Genomic DNA, 25953 nt, shown 5'->3' on the forward strand with positions numbered 1-25953 from the left:
CCGAACCATGTTCAATCCCGAATCTATCCTGTACGAAGACAACCACCTGATCGTAGTCAACAAACGTTCCGGAGAGTTGGTGCAGCCCGACACGACCGGCGATCCGACCCTCGAAGACGAAATCAAAGCGTTCATCCACGTGCGCGACGACAAACCGGGCAACGTGTTCCTCGGCGTCGTGCACCGCATCGACCGTCCGGTCAGCGGAGCCGTGCTTTTCGCCAAGACCGGCAAGGCGTTGACGCGTATGAACGAATTGGTCAAAAACCGCGAAATCCGTAAAATCTACTGGGCTCTGACCGAGAACCGGCCTCAACAACCCGAAGGAGAATTGGTGCACCACCTCGTCCGCGACGGCAAAACGAATAAATCGAGAGTGTACGACCGTCCGACAGCGGGAAGCAAGGAAGCGCGACTGAGGTACCGGCTGAAAGGCAGCGGCACGCACTACCACCTGCTCGAAATCGAACTGCTGACCGGCCGTCACCACCAGATCCGGGCGCAACTGTCTAAGATCGGCTGCCCGATTCGCGGCGACCTGAAGTACGGCGCCGCGCGTTCGAACCGCGACGGCAGCATCTCGTTGCATTCGCGGAGTATCGAATTCATCCATCCGGTGCGCAAGGAACCCTTACGCGTCACGGCTCCCGTACCGCAGCAGGACAACCTGTGGAAGTTCGCCGAAACGTTCGGATAAACGGACAACAAATAAACGCATTCGCAAATCTCACTTCCGCCGGAAGACGACAGATGTAAACGGAATCGTACAACCTTCAAAAATAGGCAGAAATCTTCCGGAAGATCCCCATAAAAAAACAGGCGAAATTTCTTTCGCCTGTTTTTATTGATCAAAGGAGAGTCTTAAAATGCAGAATAAACGGAAATTTCATCGACGATCAACATACTTCCCCGTGCACCGAGTACCGTTCCTTCCGGACCCTTATAGCCGCTTCCGTTCTTACTCGACGAACATACGATCGCAAATTTATATTTATTCGCGGGATTGTATTCTCCGGTATAATTCAGTTCCAGACCGAATTGCTTGAAATCTTTCTGTTCACCGGAAGTCATAATTGCACTGGCAACGATCCGCGAATCATTCAGGACATTGCTACCATCGAGCGTTTCGTCCTCCTCGTTTTCCACTTCATACAATACGGCCACGATCGAACACTCGTCCGTTCCGGCATCTTTGAGAGCTTCGCCGATATTGTTGATCATACTATCGCCCGGCGCATATTTGTAATATCCGCTTACGAATGTAGGTTTCGTATCGCAAAGAGCACCAAAACGAGTACTTGCCAACGTATTTGTCATATTCAGCTTAAATTCGCCTATGAATAACGAACCTGCGGCAAGAGCGGGCACCATCGTCGGCAACGCTTCGTAATACGTACGGGCATCGATCGAATAAATCTGTGCACCTTTACCTTTATAGCCTGCATCGATCGGACTGACAGGTTTATACGGCACATCGCTCAGAATCATTGCTGCAGAATTGCTGGTTGCCCAACCTGATGAAGCAATCGGCTGCATCCCGACCTCCATCGGGCTTCCTCCAGGGAACAAAACCAGATATTCCTTTTCCCATTCTTCAAAGCTGGCCAGACTGGTCTGTTTTCCGACGCAAGCCACCGTATAGGTAGCCGTAGTGGTTCCGTCCTCGGCCGTAACGACAAAGTCCACGGCGCCTTGCGAGAAATCGACGGTCTTGTTCGACGCCGGTACGACGGTAGCCATTTCCGATACCACGATCGTCGGAACCAATCCTTTCAGGTCGTCGGCCGTAGCGTCGGCCGTCATCGCAAAAGTATAATTCTTACCGTCCGTCGTCGCAGGCTGCACGGCAACTTTCGCATTGTCGGCGAATTCGATCGACAGCAGTTCGGCCTGGTCGCTCGGAACGTATTCGATCGCGCCGGTAAATTCGGCTTTGACATCGCCCACGCCCGGGACGTTAATCGTCATCACCAACTCGGTCGCCTTATTTTCCACCGTACCTTCCAACTTCACCTTGACGGTCAACGGATTTCCGGCGAGCGATACTTTCACGTCGCCTTCGCCGGCAACGGTATATCCGGCATCCTTCTTGGTAACGGTCACGTCACTCAAAACGATCTTGCCGAGGGAGGCGCCGCCGAAAGAGAAATCCTCCATCGACATCTGCACCACATTCTCGTTCTGACGCGCGAAAACGATCTCCTGTTTGGTCGGGCCGACGGGGGTGTCGCCTACGGTAACGATCATTTTCCCGGTATAGGTCCCGGCGATATCCAGCGCATAGTCCGGAGTATCCGCGCCGATCTTGTCGCCGGCAAAACCGACATTGACTTTCAGACCCGCAGCGTCCACGACGATCTTGATATCGGCCTTATCGTTGGCAACCGTCCCGGAAACCTCCACATCGGCCGTCAACGGCACCCCGTTCAGGTTAATCGAAACGGTGCCTTTTCCGGTTACCGCGCATTTATAGGCAGCGGAAGCGTCCGTCGCCTTGGTCGCAGCCACGGCAACGTCCTTGATCTCGATATTTCCCAGGCTCATGCCTTCGTACGTGAAATTCTTGATCTCCATGGTCACTTTGTTCTCCCCGGTCCGGGTAACGTAAATCTTTTCCGTAGTCGGTGCGCCGGGCTGCGCCTCTCCGAGCGCTACGGTCATATCGCCTTTGAAAATACCGGCGATCTTGGCTGCATAATCGGTCAGATCAGGTCCCGGACCGTCATCGTCCTTGGAACAGGAACTCATCAGCCCCAGCGTGAAAACGGCCGCGAGCGACGCTAATAAAATTTTTCTCATAATAAAATTGGTTTTTGTTAAAATTATTTGACGTATAAATCGTACTTCCTAATAAAGGATATCCCGGACATGAGCCTTGTCGTATTCGATATGATGTCGGTCGAGCATCTCGAAATCCTCGGGACGCAGGCCTGAATTATAAAATTCCACCGCCTTGTTATGGTCGTTCAGGTACATCCTGCGCGGATTGAACACGAAACCCGAACTGGTAAAGGCCTGCGTCGAATCCATGTAACGGCTCTGCAGGAACGCCATGTCGGCCAGATCGTGGAAAACCGAACCCGTCGTCGACGGCTTATCGCGGTTCGCCACGGCATTTCGATACTTTTCGGGGAATTGCGCCCGGTATTCGTCCGAAAACCATGCGAGCGCAGCCACGTGCAACTGATAATAGGTCGGCGTTGGCGAAGCGTGCAGGAACCGTCCGCGGTCGTCGTCCATCAGGTCCTCGCCGTGGTCGGCGCAATAGAACAACGCCGAACAAACCCGCGCGCTGTCCAGCAACGAAATCACCCGATCCAATACATAATCGGTATAATACACGCTGTTGTCGTAAGCGTTGCAAACGACATCCCGGTTCTCGCGGTTTACCGCCGACGCATGATCGGGCACGAAACGGGCGAATTCGGCCGGATAGCGTTTCGTATAATCGAAATGCGACCCGTAGGTATGCAGTACGATGAACAGATTGTCGTCGTTCTCGGCAATCACGTCCCGCAGATAAGACAGCATATCCCCGTCCGGACGGTTATCGGTATACAACTGCCCTTCGCGCGGACTGATGTCGATGCGGTTGTCGGCCTCTTCGGAAAAAAAGTCGATCAACGAACGGTTCGGAACCTGATTCGATATGAACAGCGTCCTAAATCCGGCCTCTTTGAAAGCCGTAATAATACTTTTCTCCTGGAAAATATCATTGTAATTAGCCGCAGAAACGGCGCTGAGCAGGATCGGCACGCTCTTATGGGTCGCATTGCACTGCGTCAGCATATCGCGGAACGGCACCAGGCCGTCGCCGACCCGCTGCTGTAAACGGGGCGTGGTTTCGCGTTCGTAGCCGAACAGACTCCACGATGCGGCGCGCGACGCCTCGCCGATTACGAACACATAGATTTCGCGGCCGTCGGCCTGCCGGCTTCGCGTCACGTCGAAACGAAAATCGCGGGAAGTCTCCGGATAAGCTTCGCTCTGCGACCAGCGGTCGAGCGTCAGGTCGATATTATAAATCACGTTGATCGGAAAAACATGGTATTTCACGCCGAATCCCGGATGGGCGAACGTCGAAACGAGCACGAAAATCCCGCCGAGCACGAAAGACGCCGCCGCCGCCCACAGCGCGCGACGGCGAAAAACCCCGCTGAGCCGCCGTTTGATAACCAGAGAGCGCACCCCCAACACCAACAGCGGAATATAGATCACGCAGACGAACACGACCGCCGGCCAGATGTTCGCCAACAACTCGCCGGCCTCGGACGCATTGGTCGTAAACAGGTTCGTGAACATATCCACCGCGATGATCGACCCGCCGAACAGATACAACAGTACGATCTGGAACGCGCCGAGGATCATCAGCGGCAGCGTGCACAGCATCACGCCGCCCGGACGGGGCAGCGATACCGACACCAACAAATAAAACGTAGCCGGCAGCAGGATCGACCCCAGCACGGTACTCCACGAATAGGGCTCTGTAATGGCCAGAAACAGGTTCGGCAGCAGCATGATCGCCACGTAAACGACCGATATGGTCTCCTGTAGCCCAAGCACCCGTTTCAATCCGCTGAAAAACCGATTTATCATCTTTTTCATTAAAATGCTTCGTTAATACTGAACAGAAATCCGTTCTGTCCCTTCTTTCCAAAACCGTAGTCCAACCGGACGTTCACCCGCTTTTTGAACTCCCAGCGGTAACCGATCCCGTAGTTGGGCAGCGTATGCGCCGGGTTGAACTTGTTCAGGCTCGGGAAGACGTTGCCGGCTCCCACCCAAACGGCGATCCCGCTGCGCCCGTAAATCTTCTGCCGCAGTTCGGCCTGGATCTCGATCATCTGCTTATCCCGGTAACGGCCTTCGTAATATCCGCGCATCCGGGTCGATCCCCCCATCAGGGCGAGCATCGTCCACGGCGTATTGCCGTAGTTGAACACCCCGTACAGGTCGTAGGCCATAACGCCCCCTTTCCACACCTGATGATAAGCGTCCACCTGGAGTTCGGTACGCGAAAACGCCCCTTTGTTCCCGAAGAAACCGGGGAAAACCCGCTGTTCCAGCTTCACATAAACCCCTCGCCACGGATTGGGAATAAAATCCCGCGTATCGTACATCAGGTAGCCTCCCACGCCGGTATTGATATAACGGGTAGCTTCCCCTCTCAGATAACCGACGTCCGAAAAATCCTTCCCTTCGATGTAGTTGAAACTCGCATCGACGCCGAGATAGAAATTCTTCGCCACCCGGAACATGAAATCCGCCTTCACCTGGTTCTGCAATCGCTTGTAGCTGCCGGGAGTCGCATACGTAGCGTTGTCATAACCGATTCCCCAGAACGCGCTCGGGAACGAAAAGAAATAGGTCGAGAAACCGACCCGGTACTTTCCCCCTTTGAGCAGCGTATTGTTACTCACGCCCAGCAGATAAAAACCGGTCGTAGTAATATCCCCGAACAACGAGACGCTCGACGGCTGTATGCTGAGGTCCTTTTTATCGACCCGGTACAATCCGGCAGCCACGATCCCGATTCCCAGTTTGATATCGGACGAATAGTGCGGCCCCCCGATAATACTGAAGTCCAGCTTCTTCGTTTGGGTCTTATCTTCGTTGGCGGTTTCGAAATAGCGATAAAAACGCCTGAAGAAATTATTCTTCCTCACCACCGTATCCCCCGATTTCTTCAACCGCGTCACGTACAGATGCTTCACCGTCGTATCCCCTGACGGTTTGACGATCGTGTCGTTCGAAAGGTACAGCGTCGAATCGGCCGCAGCCTCCGCCGTCTCTCCTTCCGATCCGCCGGTCGCAGCCGTCCGGCCGGAAACCGTCGCAAAATTCATACAAACTGTCAATACAAGTAACAAAATTTTCTTCGTGGTCTCCATATTCAGGAACTTTTCAACAGAGAAAACATTGTCCCCCGTTCGTTTTGCGGGCAAAAGTAGTGAATAATCGCCACAATTCAGCTATCACTTGTATTTATTGATAACTCTGTAAAATTCATCGATTTGATTCTGCGAAAGCTCCCCCTTCGACAAAAACTCGATCTCTTTGTCCTTGTTCACGAAAATCAACACGAACATATCGTTCACGTCCCCCAGATTCCACCCGTCGCGCAGCATGTAATCGGGATCGGTATAGATCGCGGCTCCCGTTTGTTTGACTTTTTTGCGAATCATAGCCCGCACGATCGCATTCGGCAGCAACGGAGCATCCTTGAGATTGACCACGCCGAAACTGTATATATTGTCGCTCTCGATCTGGTTCTTTTCGAGGTTCTCGCGGAACTCCTTATTCTGATTGGCCTTATCGGGGTCCACGTAAAAAATCAGCAGGTTTTTCTTGCCCAAATACGGCAGCTCCACAGGCTCGTTGCTCGGATCGCATATTTTAACAGGACCTACTTTCGATCCGACCGTAGCAGTCTGAGCGGACAAGAACGCCGGGGAGACCATCATGAACATGAAAATCAGGTAATTTAAACGTTTCATACGATTTTATTTTTAAATGGATTCACAAATATAGGCCAAAAACGGAAAACTAAAAAAGTTTTCCCGTTTTCGACTATTTTCTCATCCCTTTAAAACAATCCTCACACGAGCCAACCGCTTTATCTGAATTAAACGGGAAAGCCGGAAAAAAGTTACAATAAAAAAGTGCGGATCCTGTAAAATGATCCGCACTCCGAAACCAAACCCGAAGCCCCGGTTACCGGGACGAAACCGCAGGCAGTTCGAGCGTCCGGGAAGTGTTGGCTTTCACCTGCACTTTTTTCTTTCCCTGCCCGGTGAAAATCTCGACCGCTTCGTCCGGAGCGGTGACCGTATAATAGACCGTACCGTCTTTCAGCGTCCAGTCGACCCCGACGACGGCGCCCGACGGCAACGGAATTTTACCCGAGGCGCGATCGAGCGAACCGACGTGCAGCGTCAGGTCGAACGAATTCACTGCGCGGTCGAACCGGGGATTCAGCCCCAGCGCATAGCGCGAAAGCTGCCAGGTCGGCGCTCCCGCCCACTGGTGGCAATGCGTCCAACGCGTATCGAACACTTCCACCCAAGTCGTGCGCCCTTCGCCCAACGCCCAGCCCCAGCATTTGCGGTACTGATCGAGGACGAAATCCGTCTCCCCGTTCTCGAACAGGATCGGAAAAGCGTAATGCGAAAAATAGGGCGTAATCAACTGCGGGTTGTTCGCAGCCGGATCGCTCAACCGAGGAGCGTCCGGGTTGTTCGGAAAGCAGTTTAAGATATGTTTTTTGATAAAAGCGACCGCCGCCGGACGGTACTGCTGCGGAATCAGTCCGGCCTTCATGCCGAGTACTGTGCGGTGGTATCCGATCTTATCCCAATCGTACCCGTACTGCGCGTAGTAACGATCCAGTATTCCGCTGAACTTCGCGGCTTTTTCGCGGTAGTAGGCCTCCCTGTCTTCGAGTCCCAGTTCGGCCGCCCAGCGCGTCATCGTCTGCACGGCAATCATATAGTGCAGGTTCAGCGCCATATCGCTGCCGCCATCGTTGGCTACGTACCCCCAGTCGATGAAGTTCCAGTAAGGGCAATCGTTGGTAATTCCCTGATCGGTCAGGTACGGATCGAATGCGGCGACGTTCTTTTCGGCCGCGGCGAACAATTCGTCGAGCACCGTGCGGTCGCCGGTCAGCCGCCAGTAATTCAGGCAGGCCGGAACCCATTGCAGCGCATAGGAAGCCATGTAAGACTCCCCGCCGGGACACAGTCCGGCCACCAGGCCTTCCGGATTGGCGCACTGGGCCGACTGCACCAAGCCGCGGCGCACGATACCGATATCGGAGAAACCGACAGCCCCGATCTCCATGCCGACGATACCGACATCGCCGAGCCACTGTCCGCGCTCGCGGGTCGGATTGTCGATCAGGGCATCCTCGCTGCACGCTTTGTAGGTCTCGATCCCGGTGTTCCAAATCGTATTGAGCAGATCGTCCGCGCTCGAAAAACTGCCGTCCGCACGGTCGTAATACCCCCTTTCGACGAACGACTCGTCGACGAAACGCACGCTGTCCTTCGGCGCGATCACATGCACTTCGACGAAACGGCCCCCGTGCGGGATCAGCGGGAAAAAACGCTGCTCGCCGCCGCGGGCGATAAAGCGGTACATATTATAGGAATCCCCGGCCGACAGCGTGATCCACGGGGCGACGCGGCCGTCGCTGAGGAATTCGCTGGAAGCGATCTCCACGACAGCTCCGGCAGGCAGATCGAGCACCAGGTCGGGACGCGCCAGGCGTACCCGGCCGAGATCGTAACGCCGCCAAACGCCTTGCCCCGGATAACGTTCCGGCGACAAGTCGCGCAGGAAAAAGCTGGCCCCCGGATTATCGCCCGGATAACCGAACACTTCGGCCAGTTCGCCGGAGGCGATCAGCTTCGGTTCGATCTTCAAGCTTTTGACCGGAGCGATCTTCGATGCGGCGAATTCCCCGATCGCGCGTTCGACGAAAACGGGCTTTCCCCACGACGAATCGTCGTAGGCGGGCTGCTGCCAATCCTTTTGCAAGGCGCGGGTATCGAGCCACTCGATCCACCCCAACTGCGGATTGATCCGGCGCACCTGCGAGCTATAACCGGCAAGTCGCTGGCAGCGCCAGTCGATCAGCAGTTCCTTGCCTCCGACCGCAGCCTCCAGGTAGAGGAACGGCTGTATCGGGTGCAGAATGCGGGTAACGACCCCTTCGTACTGCAACTGCACGGCGATCGTGTGTTTTCCTTTTTTCAGATCGACGCTACGAAGCTGGTACTCCGGATAAGCCGCCGTATAACGGTCGGGCCCTTCGGTAAAATACTCCCCGTCGATCCAGACCACATACCACGAAGCCCCGCTCAGCCGCAGGTCGACGCGGGCGTCCGAGTCAAGCGTAAACGTTCCGCGGAAACCGACATGGATATCGGGCGCGGCCGTTGCCGCGTCGGTCCACATCAACCGTTCTCCGATCTGCGACCCCGCAGCAGCAGCCGGAAACGATAGTCCGGCACACAGGATCGCGCAAATTATTTTCAACGATTTCATTTTTGATATTAGGTTTAAGTTCAGTTTTTCATTCGAAATCCCGCCGACGGATTTACGAAACGTTCTCCCGACGTTTCTGTCATTTGATCTCTTGCCGCATATAGCGGATCTGGTCGTAAAACCAATTGTACTCCCCTTCGCGGAACCATTCGTACCGACGGCCGTTGTCCCGGCGGCCGATCTGCGTGGCATAGAACAGGTAGAGCCACCATTTGCCGTCGCGGCGGCAGACGAAGGTCTGCGGCACCTGGCAGGCGGCGATTCCGGGATCGGGCGGGATAAATTCGCCCTTCTCCCAATGCCGCCCGTCGGCCGAAAAAGCCGTCCGGAGCTGGCGGCTGTCCCATCCCTCGAAGCGCCCGGGAGTCTTATCCGCAGGAGCGTAACCGGGCGGATCGGAAAAACAGTAGTAACCCGTGCCGATCTTAACCACTTCCGGATTGGGCCAATTGTCGAGCAGCGGTTCGTCGAGGGAATGGACAAAATCGAAACGCCCCGTCCGGAAATCGCCCCGACACTCAGCCAGCCCCATATGGCAGTTCCCCGGAAGGGAAGCGTTGTAATAGTCGAAATAGAGCTTCCACGCCTGCTGCTGCTCGTCCCACATCAGCGTCGGCCGGTGAAAGTCGCCTACCCGGGCGGCGGCGGCCCGGGGCGGGAACACCGAATCGCACTGCGCGATCAGCAGCGGCTCTTCGCGCTTGTGCCAATGAACCCCATCGACGGACGTAGCCCCCATTACGCACAACATCATCCCGGAAGGATACCCCGCAAGCGGCCCGTCCAGCGGTTTCGACGTCGAACTGAAAGCCATGTAATACACCCCGTCGCGGAAGACGACCGACGGATCGCCCACATGCCACGCATGGTAATAATGCCGGTCGCCGTCGGTCGAAGCGAACAGCGTCGAGGCCCAATCCTCCGGTCGGTCGTCGCTCCAACTGCCGTCTTTACAAAGCACCTCCCAACGATCCAGATCGCGCGAACGGGCATGGTAGATCGCATCGCAGCCGGGATATTCGGGATTCGTCGGATCGACGATCCAGCCGAAAAACCACATCCGGTAAGGATATTCCGAATCGTCCGTCTCGATCACACAGGGCTGATAAGCGTGCAGAAAGCCCTCCAGCACAACCCGCTGCGGACGCTCCCACTCCCCGGCAGGAAACCGGGGCGAATGATCCAGCACCGGCTTACGATCCCAGGTCAGCCGCCCGGCGGCGCCGGATACGGAGCAACCCGCCGGCGCCAGCGCCAACAGTCCGCCGGTCAACAGAACGAGCAAGTCGCCCGTTATTTTCCGCCGGCTCAGCATACCTTCACCACCGGGATGCCCAGCAGGAAACCCAGTTTTTCGATTTTATCGCCCAGATGACCGATACCGATCGCACAGTGGTGGGCAGGCCCGGCCTTGGCCCATCCGTCCATAAAGGCGCGGGCGCCGATCGGGAAACGATACCGGCTGTTCGTATTGCCGATCTGCAGCACCTTACCCTCGACGGACTCTCCTTCGGCGGTCAGCAAAAACACCCCGTCGCGGCCCTCGACCACCGACAGCAGCGTCACCGGTCCGCGGCGGACGCTCATCTGGATCGAAAGTCCTTTGCCCGGTTTGCCGTGATAGATCGACAGCGGCACCAGTCCCACGCGGCCTTCGGCGATCGCAAAATGCGCCGGACCGTCGTGTCCCCACAGCACCACGTCGTCGTCGAAATCCATCGCATAAGGCTCCGAGAACGACCCGCCGGCCCCGAATTCGGCCAGTATCTTCATCGCATGAGCATTCTTCACTTCGCACTCGCCGGCGACCGGAATGTTACGGCCGGTCAGCAGCGTATTGCCGGCGATCACCGACGTCACGATATTTTCGTATTCGTTGCCGGCGGCCCCTTCGTAATAATAAGCCATCGAGCCGAGCCGGTGCGCCTCCACCAATTTGTCGAGCGCGACCGAAGTCCGCGCGGCGCGTTCCACCTCGTACGGTTCGCAATCGGCGGCTACGTCGAAAGTCGAACGGAACTCCTCGATCTTAGCGGCGGTTTCAGCATCGGTCACGCGGTCGCGCAGCTCTTTCAGTTCGCACATTTCGAGCAGTTCGACATGCGTCCCGAATACGCCGGACATCCGCGTAAGGTCGGTATATACGTCGAGCATCCCGCAATAGTAATGGCCGAGCACCCCCATCCGGTTCCGACGCATCGCGGCGGCTACACCGGCCGCTTCGATCCACGCTCCGATCTGCTCCCAGACGGACTCCTCGGCCAGGTATCCGGTCACGATGTCGTATTTCAGTCCCAGCCGGTTGAACACGCAGGCCACTTCCGGCACCGAGCAGGCCTGGCAGTGCGACAGCCACTCGCCGGTCATCCGACCGCGGTCGCCCATGCCGTTCAGGTAATCGTAGTCGATCGCCGCGGCGGGCTGCAGGTTCAGCACGATCACCGGCACGCCGAGCCGCTGCACCACCGGCAGCACCGTTGACGACAGCGCGTAAGTCGATATGTACAGGAACACCAGTTCCACATCGTTTTCTTTCAGCCGCCGCGCGGCGGCGTCCGCTTTCGCCGGGTCATCCACCATCCCGGCGTCGACCACCTCGGCCCCCATGCCGCTCATTTTTTCCGCGATCTGCCGCTGGTAGCCCTGCAAACGTTCCAGCAAACCGTCGAACTGCCCCCAATAAGTATTCAGTCCGATTCCAAAAAGTCCGATTTTCATGTTTTTTATTCGTTTTCAAAAAATAATCATTCGCATTCGACGAGCGCAAAATCCTCCTGCAACCCGAACGGCGTCAGGAAATATTCCGACGCCTTACGCAACTGCGGCACGTTCCACCGGTTCGGATCGACGATGCCGTCGTAGGCGACGTGGTGCGGACCGATCAGGTTTTCCATGTTTCCCACCACGCGCAGTTCGACGTCGTTTTTCCCTTTCCGGACGAAAGGCGTGACATCGAGCGTATACGGCTCGGCGAAAACGATGCCCGCCTTACGGCCGTTGACCCATACCTCGACGAGCGACCCCGTCCAGCGGTCGGCCTTTACGTAATAGCTTTTCCCGGCAACGCCGTTCACTTTGAAGCGTTTCGCATATTTCATCTCCCACGGGTAGAACGGCGCACCGAGCGCCTGCCAGTTCCGCAACGGACCGTAACGGGCCGCCGGCACGATCGTCCAGCGGTCGCCGCGCTGTACGACCTCGAAATCGCCCAGCACATAGACGGCGCCCAATTCGGTATGGACGGTCGTTTTAGCGGCGACCAGTTCGACCGTATTCTCTCCGGAATGCACGTATTTTCCGACCGGGATCAACTTGAACTCTTCGTCCAGCAGCCAATCTTCGCCGGCCTGCACGGGCGTGCCGTTCACTTTCACGGTGTACAGCCAGGGACGTTCCACCAGGATCTTCATCGACTTCGTGTCCACCCCGGTACCCGAAACGGTAAAACGGTAGGCGGCCGTAAAGCCCGGCGCGGCAGAAAGATCCATGTTCACGATATCCTGTTTGTACTGCATCGCCCAGAACCACGGATTCCCGCTCAGCCCGGCGTTGCGGAACACTTCCGCGCCTGCATTGTTGTAATAAATATCTTTGTACTGCTTGTCCCCGTTTTGCAAATCGATAAAATCGATCAGCAGCACGTTGTCCCTGTGGCGTGCGATCCGCACCGGACCGTCGGCCTGCAACGGCGTACCGCCCGTCGACACCTGCGGTTTCCGGGCTTCGACCGGATCGTTAGAAACATACAGCAGCACGCTGCCGGCCGGTTCGACACGGGTTTTTACGGTCACAGCACCATTTGCCGTTTCGACCGGCATTTCATATACCTTCCCGTCGAGCGCATCCATCCGCACCGCATGTTTCCCGTTCAGCGCGACTTCCACGTCGGATGCTTCGTCGAGCGAAGCATTCACCAGCAGCAGCGTCTGGCCGCTGTCGAACTCCCTGCGGTGATGGTGCAGATCGCCCCCTTCCCGGCGGACAAACCGGATGCCCTCGCTGCGCAAATAACGGTCGATCGCTTCCGGTGTGCATTCCGCCAGCGAAATCACGCTGTCCGACGCAAAAAAAGCTTCCGCTTCCGCAGACGGTTCGCCTTCCACGCGGGACGGATGCCCGAAAGCGATCAGCCGGCCGCCGGTGCGCACGAACCCGCGCAACATATCGAACGTTTCGCGTTCGAGGTTTTCGGTCTGCGGCGCAACGACAAAAGTACCGTACGCCCGCTGCCCAACGACGAACTTTCCGTCGCGGACGCTTCCGTTCGTCCGGAAAATATTTTCGCATCCCAGGTCGAATTCCACCTGCGCGTGTTCGAGTTCCGTCACCAAATCCTGAAACGCCTGCCCGATCTCCATCGCCCGGTTCAAAGACGCAGTCCCGTAATACTGGTTATACATCCATACCGAGGTCGTAGGTTCCAGCACCAGAATATCGTTTCGCTGTTCGCCGAGGCTCATCGCCGCGCAAATGCGGGCGATGTAATCGTTCAGCGCCCGGTAGTCGTTCCACCACGCGGCGCTCTGATTGAACATCGGCGGATAATCGAACTTACGCACCCCGGCCATGCTCATGTGCCCTACGTGCTGATTGACCAAGTTGACGCCCAGCACCATCTGCCAGTCGCACAGCCGTTTCATATCTTTGAACGTCACGTTCCATCCGCCGCCGCCGTAAGTTTCGCTCAGGACGCGCCGCCGCCCGAGCTGGTTGGCTATGCTCCGCACCTCCTTCACCGACCGGATATTCCCGAACTGCGCGCCGGTGCTCTTTTCATTGAACTGGTTGAACAGCATGTCGATCCCCGGAACCTGCTGCCACGCGGCCATCGACATGTTGTCCGTAACGCCGGTCACCAGCGGCCAGTTATGCTCCCAGTAGTGCCCCGTCCACGAAATCCCTTTCCCGGCACAGTAATCGTACCACGGCCTGGCCCAGCGCTCGACAAACAGGCGGTTGAGCAACTGGAAATAGTCGTGACGCACCTTTCGCCAATCCCCGATTTCCTCGTGCAACTGCGGCAAGCAGTCGCTCAGATCATAACCGTACTCGCTACGGAAAACGTCGAACAGATCGGGCGTCCAACGCACGCCGCCGGGCGACACGATCTCGGGTTCGTCGGTAAAAACGCCCTTTACATTTCCCTTCAGGTCGCCTCCGAACGTCTTTTCGTAACCCTGCATCGTGATCTCCATGAATTTGTCGGTCACCCCGTGCGCCAGCAAGTCGACATACGGCCCGCCGGCATACCACGGCGACGGCTGGTAAAAAGTCTTTTCATACAGGTAAAACCGGCCCGGCCGTCCGGCCATCGAAGCGGCCCGATCGGTAACGTTTTCGAATTTACCGTCCTCCTCGGCGACGATCACGAAATATTTCGAAACATCGGCGGGCATCGTATCGGCCGCCGTCGGTTTCAGGCCCTGTCCCTGGTTGAACGCTTCCGGCATCTCGCGCGGCACATGCCCGCCGGCGAAACCGCTCGGGTAGGAATTTTCGTCGTAAAGCCACACTTCGAGTCCCAGATCGCGCCCCTTGTCCACCGTATATTTCACCATCTCGTTCCACGTCGGCGACAGGTACTCGGTAATCAGTCCGAGCCGCGGATGGATAAATACGCCGCCGCAGCCCTGTTCCTTATATTCGGAAAGGATACGGTCGATCCGGTGCGGCGTAATCTCGGTGTTCCACACCATAAACGGCTTGGTGCGGAACTCGCTGCCGGGATCGGCGAATTGATCGAAAAGCCGCTGCGCCGATTGCGCGTCGGCTCCGTCCTGCGCGTCGGCAGTTCCGCCGACGGCAAGCATCAAAGACAGGATGGTCAAGTGGATTTTTTTCATTCGTCCAATATTTGTAGGTTATGCCGCCCGCACCGAAAAGAGCCCCCGTTCCGTACCGGCGCGCGCCTTCGTCTCCCCCGACACGGTTATTTATTTAGAAAGGTAAGTTTCAGTTTCAACTTGCTGACCACCCCGTACGACAGGCCGTCGTAATCCTTAAATGCGGTGAAGAACATCGTATACGTGCCGTCTTTCTCCTTGATCAGCGAAATCGGCGTCCGCAGCGCGGTCCACCATTTTTTCACGACCGGTTCGATGTCGATGTGGCGCAGTTTCGACCAGTGCACACCGTCCCACGACAACGTATATCCCAGCTTATCGACCCACGGACCGCCGTCGACGATCGCGATATAAACTCCGTTTTCGAGCCGCATCACGATCGGATTCTCGGCAAAACTCTCCAGGCCTACCGGGTTCAGTTCGCTCATCCGCGTCCACGGCCCTTCGATTCGGTCGGCCCGGGCCATCCCGACCATCCACCTGCAGGTGGACATCTGCTGGGTCGTCGCGCTGCCGTACAGCGCGTACCACTGCTTTCCGATTCGATACGGGAAAAACGAATCGACCCCCTGATGTCCCTCCCACGGATCGGGATTCTCGTCGTAGCGCATCAATATTTCGCGGTCGGTATAGGGCCCGCCGATCCCTTCGATTCCTTTTACATCGGAAACGGCGTGCTGAATCACGCCGTCAAAATTCAGGTTATTGACGTCGGGTTGCTGCGGAAGCGCCTTATAGCATACGTAAAAGAGATGCCACCGTTTGTCTTTTTTATGGTAGACCATCATCGGCCCCCAGATCGCCGCGCGCTGCGACGCGCCGGTAAAATCGGCGTCCGACTCGCGGATCGTGGCCCGGCGGCGCCAGTCCGTCCCGTTCTCGGAAGTCCAGTAGCCGGTGCGCATCCGCACGCAGTACGGATCGCCGACCATCTCCGACGTAATCATGTGATAAGTGTTTCCGATTTTCACGACCCGGCCGCCCTCGAATCCGTATTTGATATCTTCCGTATCCGGAGAACCGCGGCGGAGGATCGTATCCTCGCAGGCGAGCACCTCGATCCGGACGATTCCGTCGGAATCGGCGATCCGTTTCGGAGCGGCATCGCGTCCCTTGCCGGACGCGCCCATCGCCGCCAGCAAGGCCGCGGCGACAAACAGTTTCTTTTTCATAACGATTTCTGTTCGGGTTAAAAAATTACGCACGATCTCCCTCGTTCATACAAAAGTAAAACGACCGGACGCGGATCGTGTTCCAAAATTGATATATAAGTTCTGATTTTTGATCCGTCAGCCGAGCGGATCGTCCGTGGCTTCGCTGCCGCGCAGCCGGCAGCGGTACTCCTGCGGACTGTACCCGGTGCGCTTGCGGAAAAAGCTGGAGAAATAACGCGAAGAGTTGAAATCCAATGCATAGGAAACCTCCTTGACCGTCATCGCCGGATCGGAAAGCAACTCCATCGCCCGGAACAGTTTCAGTTCGAGGATATACTGCGCCGGCGCCATCCCGGCGTGCCGTTTGAACGCCGTGCGGAACCACGAGTAGCTGACGTGCAGCCGCCGGGCCACCTCCTGCGCGCTGATATTTTCGGACAGGTTATCGCGCATGATCACCTTCGCCCGGGCGATTTTATCGCACGTCTCGTCGTTCGGGGATTTCCGGCCGGAATTCAGGTTCAGCGCCACCCCCATCAACAGCGAAACGGCGCCGGATAGCATCTGCTGGTAATAAGGGCCCTCCTGTCCGGCCGCCTGCATCGCGCCGCGGTAAACGTCGATCGCCAGCGTACTGATCCCTACGTTGTAGACCGGCGAACGCCCGCTGAAAAAGCCGCCGGCAACCCGTTCGTCGACCACCTTGCCCCGGAAACCGATCCAATAGACGCTCCAACCGGTTTTGCGGTTCGGACGGTACGTATGCCAGCATCCGGGAAAGATCAAGAACATCGCCCCGGGAGCCAGCGCGTATGTCTTGCCGTCGGATTCGAAAACGCCCTCTCCGTCGACCACGTAGATCAACTGGTATTCGTCGAGCACCCGGCCGGCGGTCACGTTGAAATAATAACCGGCCGGGTGGTCGGCCGGAGGATAGGCTTCGTCCGCATCGATGCGCTGAAAACCGACCGACGTGACGGTAATTCCCCACAGCCGGTCCCGATCGTTCGCCACCAGGTATTTGAACTCGCTCTGATCCTTCGTTGCCATCGGATTCCGGTTTAGCGGCCGCGGATGCCCGCCGCCGTCCTCAAAATTAATTCTTTTTTCGCAAATGCAAAAACGGCCGCCCCGGAAGCCGCTTATTCGACCGCAAACGGCAACCGAGCCGCCGCAATACCCATACCACGACCCGATATGCGAAAAGCCCGCGCAGAATAATTCTGCGCGGGCTTTTCGACGGTCGCTTACGGCATTCCGGAACGCTACCCGAGCACCGACACGTTGAAAAATTCGACGACGCCCGCCACGGCGCCCGCATCGTCGACCACAATGATCGAATGAATCTTGTTGACGCGCATCATCTCCTCGGCCGCCGTAATGCGGACATCGGGCGAAATGGTTTTCGGATTGCGCGACATGATCTCCTGCGCCTCGATCCGGAAAAAATTCTCCTTGTATTTAGCCATCGCCCGGCGCACGTCCCCGTCGGTAATCACACCGATCAACTTGCCGTTCTCGACGACCGCGGCAATCCCGAGCCGGGCGTCGCTGATCGCAATGATGACCTCGCCGAGGGTCATCGTCTTCGGAACGCACGGAACGCCGTCCTTGCGCATCACGTCGCGCACGCGGGTCAACAGCCGGCGTCCGAGGCTTCCGCCCGGATGAAACACGGCGTAATCCTCCGCCTTGAAATTCCGCATCTTCATCAGCGCGATCGCCAGCGCGTCGCCCATCACAAGCATCGCGGTCGTCGACGACGTGGGAGCCAGATTCAGCGGACACGCTTCGCGCCCCACATTGATATTCAAATGAAAATGTGCATTTTTAGCCAGCGTTGACTGCGGGTTGCCGGTAATGGCGATGATCGTATTGCCGTTGTTCTGCATGAACGGGATCAGCTTCAGCACCTCGTCGGTCTGTCCCGAATTGGCGATCGCCAGCACCACGTCGTTCTTCGAGATCATACCCAGGTCGCCGTGATAGGCTTCGCCCGGATGCAGGAAAAAAGCCGGCGTCCCGGTACTGGCCAGCGTAGCGGCGATTTTTTTACCGATGATACCCGATTTGCCCATGCCGGTAACGACGACCTTGCCGGTACAAACCAGTATCGCCTCGACCGCCTGGTCGAAATCGTCGGTCAACAGGTTGCTCAGGTTGCGAATGGCGTCCGCCTCGGCGTTGAACGTATCGATCGCATACTGCTTGATCTGACTCATATTCGTATCGTTTTTCATAATAAATTCGGTCGATTATGCAATGAATCCCCCTCTTATCAAAAAGTTCCGATCAGGCCGTAGCCCTGCGTGGCGCAGAAAACCTGACTGTAAATATGGAAACCGGGACGATTAGTCTCGATCTTCCGGTTCAACTGCAGGATCGGATGGCCGGCGCGCACGTTCAGGTACTCCTGCAGCCGCTTGTCGGCGCGGATCGCGAAAAGCTGCTGCGTTCCGCCGGTCACGACGATCTGATAGCGCGTTCGCAGCGAATCGAACAGCGAACGGTTTTCGAGATCGTATTCGGCGAAACGGGGCAGGTTGATATCGGGCAGCATCGTTATATCGAAAAACACCGGCTCGCCGTTCACCAGCCGCAGCCGCTCGAAATAAAAACAGCCGGCCCGCTGCTCCTGCGGTTCGACCGGGAACGAAAACGCCTCGTCCAGCGGTCGGGCCTCCGGCTTCAGGATGATGTGCGTCGAAAGATTTGCGCTACTCAGCGCCGAGGTCGTTCCGGTCAGCGACAGGATGCCGATTCCTTTGGGCGCCCCTTTGACGATACTGCCTTTGCCTTGGTGCTTGACGATGAACCCGTCGGCGACCAACTGGTCGAGCGCCTTGCGCACGGTCGGCCGCGCCAGACGGTACTGCCGGCAAAGGTCGTGCTCGGACGGCAGCAAGTCGCCCGGACGGAATTCCCCCGACGCGATCTGTCCGCGCAACGTTTCGTACATTTGTTTATACTGCGGCAAATTGCCCATAACAACTTCTCTGAATTAATCGCCCCGCACGCCGACGAACCGGCTTATCGGTCAACCGGATACTGCGATCGGGCGACCGTCCGAACCGCGCGCCGGGCAGTCCAAAAGTAGACAAAGTATTCTGTTATTCCAAATTCCAAGTCAACAAATTTGTATATACAAGCTACAAACTTGTAAGTATTAATATTTTCAATAACACGCTTGTTATCAACGCTTAAAAAAAATTATCAAAATCACTTGTATATCTAAGTTATTGTTGTAACTTTGCAATGATTTTCCAAAAACTACAATTTAAAACCAACATACTTAAACCTAAATTATGGCAACAGTAGTTATCATGCCGAAGCAGGGACAGTCCGTAGAAAGCTGTATCCTGACCGAAATGAAAAAGAAAAAAGGCGACACCGTAGCGGTGGGAGACATCCTTTTCGCCTATGAAACGGACAAAGCCTCTTTCGAAGAAGAAGCCCAGGTAGCCGGAACGGTTCTGGACGTTTTTTTCGACAACGGCGATGAAATACCGGTGCTGACCAACGTAATGGTGATCGGCAACGAAGGCGAATCCACCGACGAATTCCGTCCGGGTGGCGCAGTTCCCGCAGCAGAAGTTGCGGCGCCGGCGGCAGCGGCCACGGTAGCGCCCGCCGAAGTAAAAACGACAGCGCCCGCACCGGCGGCAGCGCCTGCGGCAGCTCCTTCGGGGACAATGTCGCCGGTATCCCCGCGCGCCAAAGCGCTGGCAGAAAAAGAAGCCGTCAACGCTGCCGCGTTGACCGGAACGGGCCCTCACGGCCGCGTGATCGAACGCGACGTAAAAGCCGCCGCGGAAGCCGCTCCGAAAACCACGCCCCTGGCCAAAGCCATTATCAAAGAGACGGGAGCAGCCCTTCCGACGGCCGGAAGCGGACTGGCCGGCATGGCCAAAGGTGCCGACGTAGGCGCGCTGAAGAATTCGGTTTACGCCACCGACAGCGAAATCAAGCCGATCTCGAACATGCGCAAAATCATCGCCAAGGCGATGCACGCTTCGTTGCAGAATTCGGCGCAGCTTACCCACCACCTCAGCGCCGACGCCCGCCGCATCATGGCGCTGCGCAAGAAGGTCAAAAAAGCGGTCGAAAACGGCTACCCGACCAACATCACCCTCAACGACATGGTATGTATGGCCGTTATCAAGGCTCTCAAGAAGTTCCCGCAGGTCAACGCCCACTTCCTCGGCGACAGCACCCGCAACTTCTCGAAGGTGCACCTCGGACTGGCCGTCGATACCGAACGCGGCCTGATGGTTCCGACCGTCAAGAATGCCGACGACCTGTCGATCCAGGGGCTGGCCAGCCAGCTCAAAGAGGTCGCCGAAGCCTGCAAGAAAGGCTCGATCGATCCGGATCTGCTCTCTTCGGAAGCCGCTTCGTTCACCGTATCGAATCTCGGCAACTACGGCGTAGAGATCTTTACCCCGGTCATCAATTTGCCGCAAGTTGCGATCCTCGGCGTGAACACGATCGTTCCGCGTCCGAAAGACCTCGGCGGCGGAGTCTACGGTTTCGTTCCGCACATCGGACTGAGCCTTACCTACGATCACCGCGCGCTGGACGGCGGCGAAGCGACCCGTTTCGTGAAACAGATCGCCACGGAGATCGAAAACCTCGAATTCGAATTGTAAAACCAACCGGACTCCGAAACGCCACTGAAGGCGTTTCGGAGTTCATCACTTAAAACTATAAACCGAAATACAATGATTGATTTAGCAATTATCGGAGGCGGTCCCGGCGGCTACGTGGCTGCGGAACGCGCTGGTGCGAAAGGGCTGAACGTCGTGCTGTTCGAAAAGAGGGAATTGGGCGGCGTCTGCCTGAACGAAGGATGCATCCCGACCAAAACCCTGCTTTACAGCGCCAAAGTATACGACTACGCCGTACACGGCGACAAATACGGAATCAGCGCGCCGGGCGCGACGTTCGATTTCGGCAAGATCGTCGACCGCAAAAATAAAGTAGTAAAAAAATTGGTGGGCGGCGTCGGTTCGAAGATGAAAGCGCACAAGGTGCGGGTCGTTAAGGGCGAAGCCAAAATCAAAGGACGCTCGGCCAACGGAATCGAGATCGAGTGCAACGGCGAAACGTACTATGCGGTAAACCTGCTACTGTGCACCGGTTCGGAAGCTTTCGTTCCGCCGATTCCGGGCGTCAAGGAAGCCGGCGACGTGATCGTTACGAACCGCGAAATCCTCGACCTGAAAGAACAACCCAAATTGCTGGTAATCATCGGCGGAGGCGTAATCGGGATGGAGTTCGCGAGCTTTTTCAACAGCCTCGGCACCGAAGTGACCGTCGTAGAGATGCTGCCGAAAATCCTCGGCGGACTGGACGGCGAAATCAGTTCGATGTTGCAGGATATTTACGCAAAGAAAGGGATCAAGTTCAATCTCAACTGCAAAGTGACCGAAATTCGCGGCAACGAAGTGGTCTATGTAGACAAAGACGGCAAAACGCTGTCGGCCAAAGGCGACAAGATCCTGATGAGCGTCGGTCGTCGCGCCGTTACGGCGGGCATCGGCCTCGAAAACCTCGGTCTGGAACTGAACCGCGGCGCGGTCAAAGTGGACGACAAGATGCGCACGAACGTGCCGAACGTCTTCGCCGCGGGCGATGTGACCGGATTCTCGATGCTGGCGCACACGGCCAGCCGCGAGGGCGAAGTAGTCGTTAACAACCTGACGGGCCGTCCGGACGTCATGCGTTACAACGCGATCCCGGGCGTAGTTTATACGAATCCGGAAGTAGCCGGCGTCGGACTGACCGAAGAACAGGCTAAAAAAGAAGGTATCGAATACCGCATCGCAAAACTGCCGATGGCCTATGCCGGACGCTTCGTCGCCGAAAACGAAGGCGGTAGCGGCCTGTGCAAAGTATTGGTAGGCGCCAAATACGGCGAAGTGCTCGGCGTACACATGCTCGGCAACCCGTGCAGCGAGATCATCTACGGCGCCTGCATGGCCATCGAACAGGAAATGACGCTCAAAGAGATGCAGGAAGTCGTATTCCCGCACCCGACCGTATCCGAAATTTTCAAAGAAACCATTTTTGCTTTCTAACCGAATAACAACTAATTAAAAACTTAAAAATCATATATTATGCCTAAGTCGCAATATATCGACCCGAAAGAGATGCGGAAAGCCGGTGAGATCACCTTCACCCCGATTCCGGTCAATCAGTACAAAAAGACGATCAAGGAAGAGCTCAAGGCGAAGAACTTCACCAAGGACGATCTGAAACGCATTTACCACGACATGGTCGTGATCCGCGAATTCGAAACCATGCTGCAACTGGTAAAAACGACCGGCGGATACAACGGCGTGGAATACAACAACCCAGGCCCGGCGCACCTGTCGGCCGGTCAGGAAGCCGCCGCCGTAGGTATGGCTTACATGCTCGACATCAATGACTTTATCTTCGGTTCGCACCGCAGCCACGGCGAAATTCTCGCCAAAGGTCTTCGCGCCATCGAGCTACTCGACGACAAGGATCTGGAGAAGGTGATGAACGAATTCTGGGACGGCGCTACGGTAAACGTCGCCAAGAAAGCTTTCAAGGGCGGTTCCGTAAAAGAACTGGGTATCCGCTTCCTGCTGTACGGCGCGCTGGCCGAGGTATTCGCCCGCACGACCGGGTTCAACAAAGGCCTCGGCGGAAGTATGCACACCTTCTTCACGCCGTTCGGCATCTACCCGAACAACGCCATCGTAGGCGGTAGCGGCAGCATCGCAGTAGGTGCGGCCCTGTACAAGAAAGTGAACCGCAAGCCGGGCGTGGTGGTTGCCAACCTCGGCGACGCGTCGATGGCCCGCGGCCCGGTTTGGGAAGGCATGACCTTCGCTGCGATGGATCAGTTCAAACAACTGTGGGCGGACGATATGAAAGGCGGCCTGCCGGTGATCATCAACATCATGGATAACCAGTACGGCATGGGCGGTCAGACCCGCGGCGAAACGATGGGCTTCGACTTCGCGGCCCGCATCGGCGCCGGCGTCAACCCGGCCCAGATGCACGCAGAACGCGTGGACGGCTTCAACCCGCTGGCCGTGATCGACTGCTACCGCCGTAAGAAAGCGATCCTCGAAGAGGAAAAAGACGGCCCGGTACTGATCGACGTGCTGACGTACCGTTACAGCGGCCACTCGCCTTCCGACGCTTCGTCGTACCGTACCAAAGAAGAGGTGGAAGCCTGGGAAGCGGAAGACTGCATCGTAGCCTACGGCAAGGAACTGATCGCCGCCGGCATCGCAACGCAGGCCGACTTGGACGCCACGACCAAAGAGGTGAAGGACATCATGTTCGATACCTTCAAACTGGCTATCGACGACGAACTTTCCCCGCGTATGGACCTGCACAAAGATCAGGAACTGCTCGGCACGATGATGTTCTCGAACCAGTCGATCGACTCGCTGTCGGACGCTAAGCCGGAAGTGAACCACCCGATGAGCGAAAACCCGCGCGTACAGCAGATCGCCAAGAAAGAGCGTTTCGCGTTCGACAAGGACGGCAAGCCGTTCTCGAAGATGAAACAGTTCCAGTTGCGCGACGGTATCTTCGAAGCCATCATCGACCGCTTCTACAAAGACGCGTCGCTGGTCGCCTACGGTGAAGAAAACCGCGACTGGGGCGGCGCGTTCGCCGTATACCGCGGTCTCACGGAAGCGCTGCCGTACCACCGCCTGTTCAACTCGCCGATCGCCGAAGCCGCCATCATCGGAACGGCTATCGGATATGCCATGTGCGGCGGCCGCGTAATCCCCGAAATCATGTACTGCGACTTCCTCGGATGCTGCGGCGACGAAGTGTTCAACCAGCTACCCAAATGGCAGGCCATGAGCGGCAACATCCTGAAGATGCCGGTAGTCGTCCGCGTATCGGTAGGTTCGAAATACGGCGCGCAGCACTCGCAGGACTGGACGTCGCTGGCAGCCCATATCCCGGGCCTGAAAGTGGTGTTCCCGGTTACTCCGTACGACGCCAAAGGTTTGATGAATGCGGCTCTGCAGGGCACCGATCCGGTGATTTTCTTCGAAAGCCAGCGTATCTACGATGTGGGCGAGCAGTTCCACGAAGGCGGCGTTCCGGAAGGATACTACGAAATTCCGCTGGGCGAACCGGACGTGAAACGCGAAGGCAAGGACATCACGATCCTGACCATCGGCGCCACGCTGTACCGCGCGCTCGAAGCGGCCAAAACGCTCGAAGAGAAATACGGCATGAGCGCCGAAGTGATTGACGCGCGCAGCCTCGTTCCGTTCAACTACGAGAAAGTGCTCGCTTCGGTGAAGAAAACCGGACGGATCGTCATCGCCGGCGACGCTACGGCGCGCGGCTCGTTCCTGAACGACCTGGCCCGCAACATCACCGAACTGGCGTTCGATTACCTGGACGCGCCCGCCGTCGTTCTGGGATCGCGCGACTGGATCACGCCGGCCTACGAGCTGGAATACGCGTTCTTCCCGCAACCGGACAGCTTCTTGGACATCATCCACGAAAAGATCGTTCCGTTGCAGGGATACGTTCCGACGCGTAACTACACCGATGCCGAACAGATCCGCCGAGCTAAAGAAGGTATCTAAAGACGTGTAACATAACACCGATTTCCGAAAGGTCGCATAGATATCGAAGTCCGTGTGACCTTTCGTTCTTAACGAAACATGTCAAAACCTAATAAACGTAAAACTACCGACAATCATGGATGTGTCAAAAAAACATAAGCTCGAATGCGTCGACGTCAACGCACACCTGCACACGCCGTACTCGTTCAGCGCTTTCGACAAACTGACCGACGCGCTGGATCGCGCCGTCAACGAAAACGTGAAAGTGGTCGGCATCAACGACTTTTATTCGATGGACGGCTACAAAGAGTGGAACGACGGATGTATTCAGCGCAAGCTGTTCCCGCTGTTCAACATCGAGTTCATCAGCCTGCAAGAAGAAGACCAAGCCGCCGGCATACGGGTGAACGACCCGAACAACCCGGGCCGCACCTACCTCAGCGGCAAAGGCCTCGCCTACCCGATCGACCTGCCCGAACCGTACGCCTCGCAACTGGCCAACGTCCGCGCCGAATCGAACGCGCAGGTAAAAACCATGTGCGGCAAGCTGAACGACGTGCTCGCATCGTACGACGCCCCGTTCAGGCTCGACTTCGACCTGATCGAGAAGACGCTGACCAAAGGTTCGATCCGCGAACGCCATCTGGCCAAAGCGCTGCGGATCGCCGCATACGCGCATTTTAACAACGACAAGGCCGCCATCGCTAAATTCTTCGAAACGATTTTCGGAGGCAAGGCGCTGAAATCGAATGTAGACGACCTCGCCGCCGTCGAGAACGAAATTCGCGGCAACCTGCTCAAAGCGGGCGGAGCGGCTTTCGTCCCGGAAGACCCGAAAGCATTCCTGCCGATGGACACGGTACGCAAGATCATCCTGGCCGCCGGGGGCATCCCGACCTACCCGTTCCTGGCGGACGATGCGAAGGGCGGATTCACCGACTTCGAACAGGACGTCGTGAAAACGGCCGAAATCCTGCGCCAGCGCGGTATTTTCTCGGTAGAATTCATCACGACGCGCAACAGCGTCGAAGTGCTTGAGAAGTACGCCGGCTACCTGCACGACAACGGTTTCGTCGTAACGTTCGGCTCGGAACACAACACGCCCGCGATGGAACCGATCGAACTGTTCGCCCGCGGCGGCGCGCCGCTGACCGAACGGCTCAAATTCATCAACTACTGCGGCGCCTGCGTCGTGGCCGCCCATCAGGACATCGTCCGCAGCGGTATGCAAGGCTACGTAGATAGCCGCGGAAAGGCCGATATCGACAAACGCGACGAATACGTCAAGCACGGCGACCGCGTTATCAAATCCATCATCCTTTAAAC

At 56.8% G+C, this 25953-nt stretch carries 17 protein-coding genes; 5 read left to right on the forward strand and 12 right to left on the reverse strand.

Annotation, left to right across the window (positions count from 1 at the left end):
• The first annotated feature begins 7 nt into the window (after nucleotides 1-7).
• Nucleotides 8-697 carry an RluA family pseudouridine synthase gene (locus tag PGR91_RS04425; RefSeq protein WP_101571076.1) on the forward strand — a complete coding sequence of 230 codons (690 nt, stop codon included), beginning with the start codon at nucleotides 8-10 and terminating at the stop codon, nucleotides 695-697.
• Between the two features lie 164 nt (nucleotides 698-861).
• On the opposite strand, the gene PGR91_RS04430 is transcribed toward PGR91_RS04425, so the two are convergent.
• The 12 genes from PGR91_RS04430 to PGR91_RS04485 all read right to left on the reverse strand — a co-directional run bounded on the left by PGR91_RS04430 (nucleotide 862) and on the right by PGR91_RS04485 (nucleotide 19034).
• Nucleotides 862-2799, reverse strand: coding sequence for a PCMD domain-containing protein (locus PGR91_RS04430; protein WP_118656304.1), 1938 nt, complete (start codon nucleotides 2797-2799; stop codon nucleotides 862-864).
• 48 nt (nucleotides 2800-2847) lie between these two features.
• Entirely contained in the window at nucleotides 2848-4605 is a 1758-nt protein-coding gene (locus PGR91_RS04435) for a phosphoethanolamine transferase (protein WP_118656306.1), read from the reverse strand.
• Nucleotides 4605-5846: a BamA/TamA family outer membrane protein gene (locus tag PGR91_RS04440; protein ID WP_055205471.1), complete on the reverse strand. Its 1242-nt coding sequence runs from the start codon at nucleotides 5844-5846 to the stop codon at nucleotides 4605-4607. The genes PGR91_RS04435 and PGR91_RS04440 overlap by 1 nt, the downstream gene beginning before the upstream one ends.
• A 129-nt stretch (nucleotides 5847-5975) precedes the next feature.
• Nucleotides 5976-6497 carry a YtfJ family protein gene (locus PGR91_RS04445; RefSeq protein ID WP_055205470.1) on the reverse strand — a complete coding sequence of 174 codons (522 nt, stop codon included), beginning with the start codon at nucleotides 6495-6497 and terminating at the stop codon, nucleotides 5976-5978.
• A gap of 217 nt (nucleotides 6498-6714) precedes the next feature.
• Nucleotides 6715-9051 carry a hypothetical protein gene (locus tag PGR91_RS04450; RefSeq protein WP_182424234.1) on the reverse strand — a complete coding sequence of 779 codons (2337 nt, stop codon included), beginning with the start codon at nucleotides 9049-9051 and terminating at the stop codon, nucleotides 6715-6717.
• A gap of 79 nt (nucleotides 9052-9130) precedes the next feature.
• Nucleotides 9131-10336 (reverse strand): hypothetical protein, encoded by a 1206-nt coding sequence (locus PGR91_RS04455; RefSeq protein ID WP_147387386.1) that lies wholly within the window; start codon nucleotides 10334-10336, stop codon nucleotides 9131-9133.
• Between the two features lie 23 nt (nucleotides 10337-10359).
• Nucleotides 10360-11769, reverse strand: coding sequence for an L-fucose/L-arabinose isomerase family protein (locus PGR91_RS04460; RefSeq protein WP_118656311.1), 1410 nt, complete (start codon nucleotides 11767-11769; stop codon nucleotides 10360-10362).
• 26 nt (nucleotides 11770-11795) lie between these two features.
• Nucleotides 11796-14894, reverse strand: a complete 3099-nt coding sequence (locus PGR91_RS04465) for a glycosyl hydrolase (protein ID WP_118656313.1) — start codon at nucleotides 14892-14894, stop codon at nucleotides 11796-11798.
• Nucleotides 14895-14980: 86 nt separating this feature from the next.
• A complete protein-coding gene (locus PGR91_RS04470; RefSeq protein ID WP_101571090.1) occupies nucleotides 14981-16066 on the reverse strand; it encodes a hypothetical protein in 1086 nt (361 codons plus the stop codon).
• Between the two features lie 117 nt (nucleotides 16067-16183).
• A complete protein-coding gene (locus PGR91_RS04475) occupies nucleotides 16184-17098 on the reverse strand; it encodes an AraC family transcriptional regulator (protein ID WP_118656315.1) in 915 nt (304 codons plus the stop codon).
• A gap of 215 nt (nucleotides 17099-17313) precedes the next feature.
• Nucleotides 17314-18288, reverse strand: a complete 975-nt coding sequence (locus PGR91_RS04480; RefSeq protein ID WP_259336728.1) for a KpsF/GutQ family sugar-phosphate isomerase — start codon at nucleotides 18286-18288, stop codon at nucleotides 17314-17316.
• Between the two features lie 38 nt (nucleotides 18289-18326).
• A complete protein-coding gene (locus PGR91_RS04485; protein ID WP_055205462.1) occupies nucleotides 18327-19034 on the reverse strand; it encodes a GntR family transcriptional regulator in 708 nt (235 codons plus the stop codon).
• A 319-nt stretch (nucleotides 19035-19353) separates the two neighbouring features.
• Here PGR91_RS04485 and PGR91_RS04490 point away from each other — a divergent pair, with 319 nt between their 5' ends.
• The 4 genes from PGR91_RS04490 (at nucleotide 19354) to PGR91_RS04505 (ending at nucleotide 25951) form a co-directional block, all read left to right on the forward strand.
• Nucleotides 19354-20697 carry a dihydrolipoamide acetyltransferase family protein gene (locus PGR91_RS04490; RefSeq protein WP_118457964.1) on the forward strand — a complete coding sequence of 448 codons (1344 nt, stop codon included), beginning with the start codon at nucleotides 19354-19356 and terminating at the stop codon, nucleotides 20695-20697.
• 72 nt (nucleotides 20698-20769) lie between these two features.
• A complete protein-coding gene (gene lpdA, locus PGR91_RS04495; RefSeq protein WP_118656319.1) occupies nucleotides 20770-22128 on the forward strand; it encodes a dihydrolipoyl dehydrogenase in 1359 nt (452 codons plus the stop codon).
• 39 nt (nucleotides 22129-22167) lie between these two features.
• Nucleotides 22168-24648, forward strand: coding sequence for an alpha-ketoacid dehydrogenase subunit alpha/beta (locus tag PGR91_RS04500; RefSeq protein ID WP_118656321.1), 2481 nt, complete (start codon nucleotides 22168-22170; stop codon nucleotides 24646-24648).
• Nucleotides 24649-24763: 115 nt separating this feature from the next.
• A complete protein-coding gene (locus PGR91_RS04505; protein ID WP_118457960.1) occupies nucleotides 24764-25951 on the forward strand; it encodes a hypothetical protein in 1188 nt (395 codons plus the stop codon).
• Nucleotides 25952-25953: the final 2 nt, after the last annotated feature.

The sequence above is a fragment of the Candidatus Alistipes pullistercoris genome (genome assembly GCF_027665465.1).
In the GTDB taxonomy this organism is placed as follows: domain Bacteria; phylum Bacteroidota; class Bacteroidia; order Bacteroidales; family Rikenellaceae; genus Alistipes_A; species Alistipes_A hominis.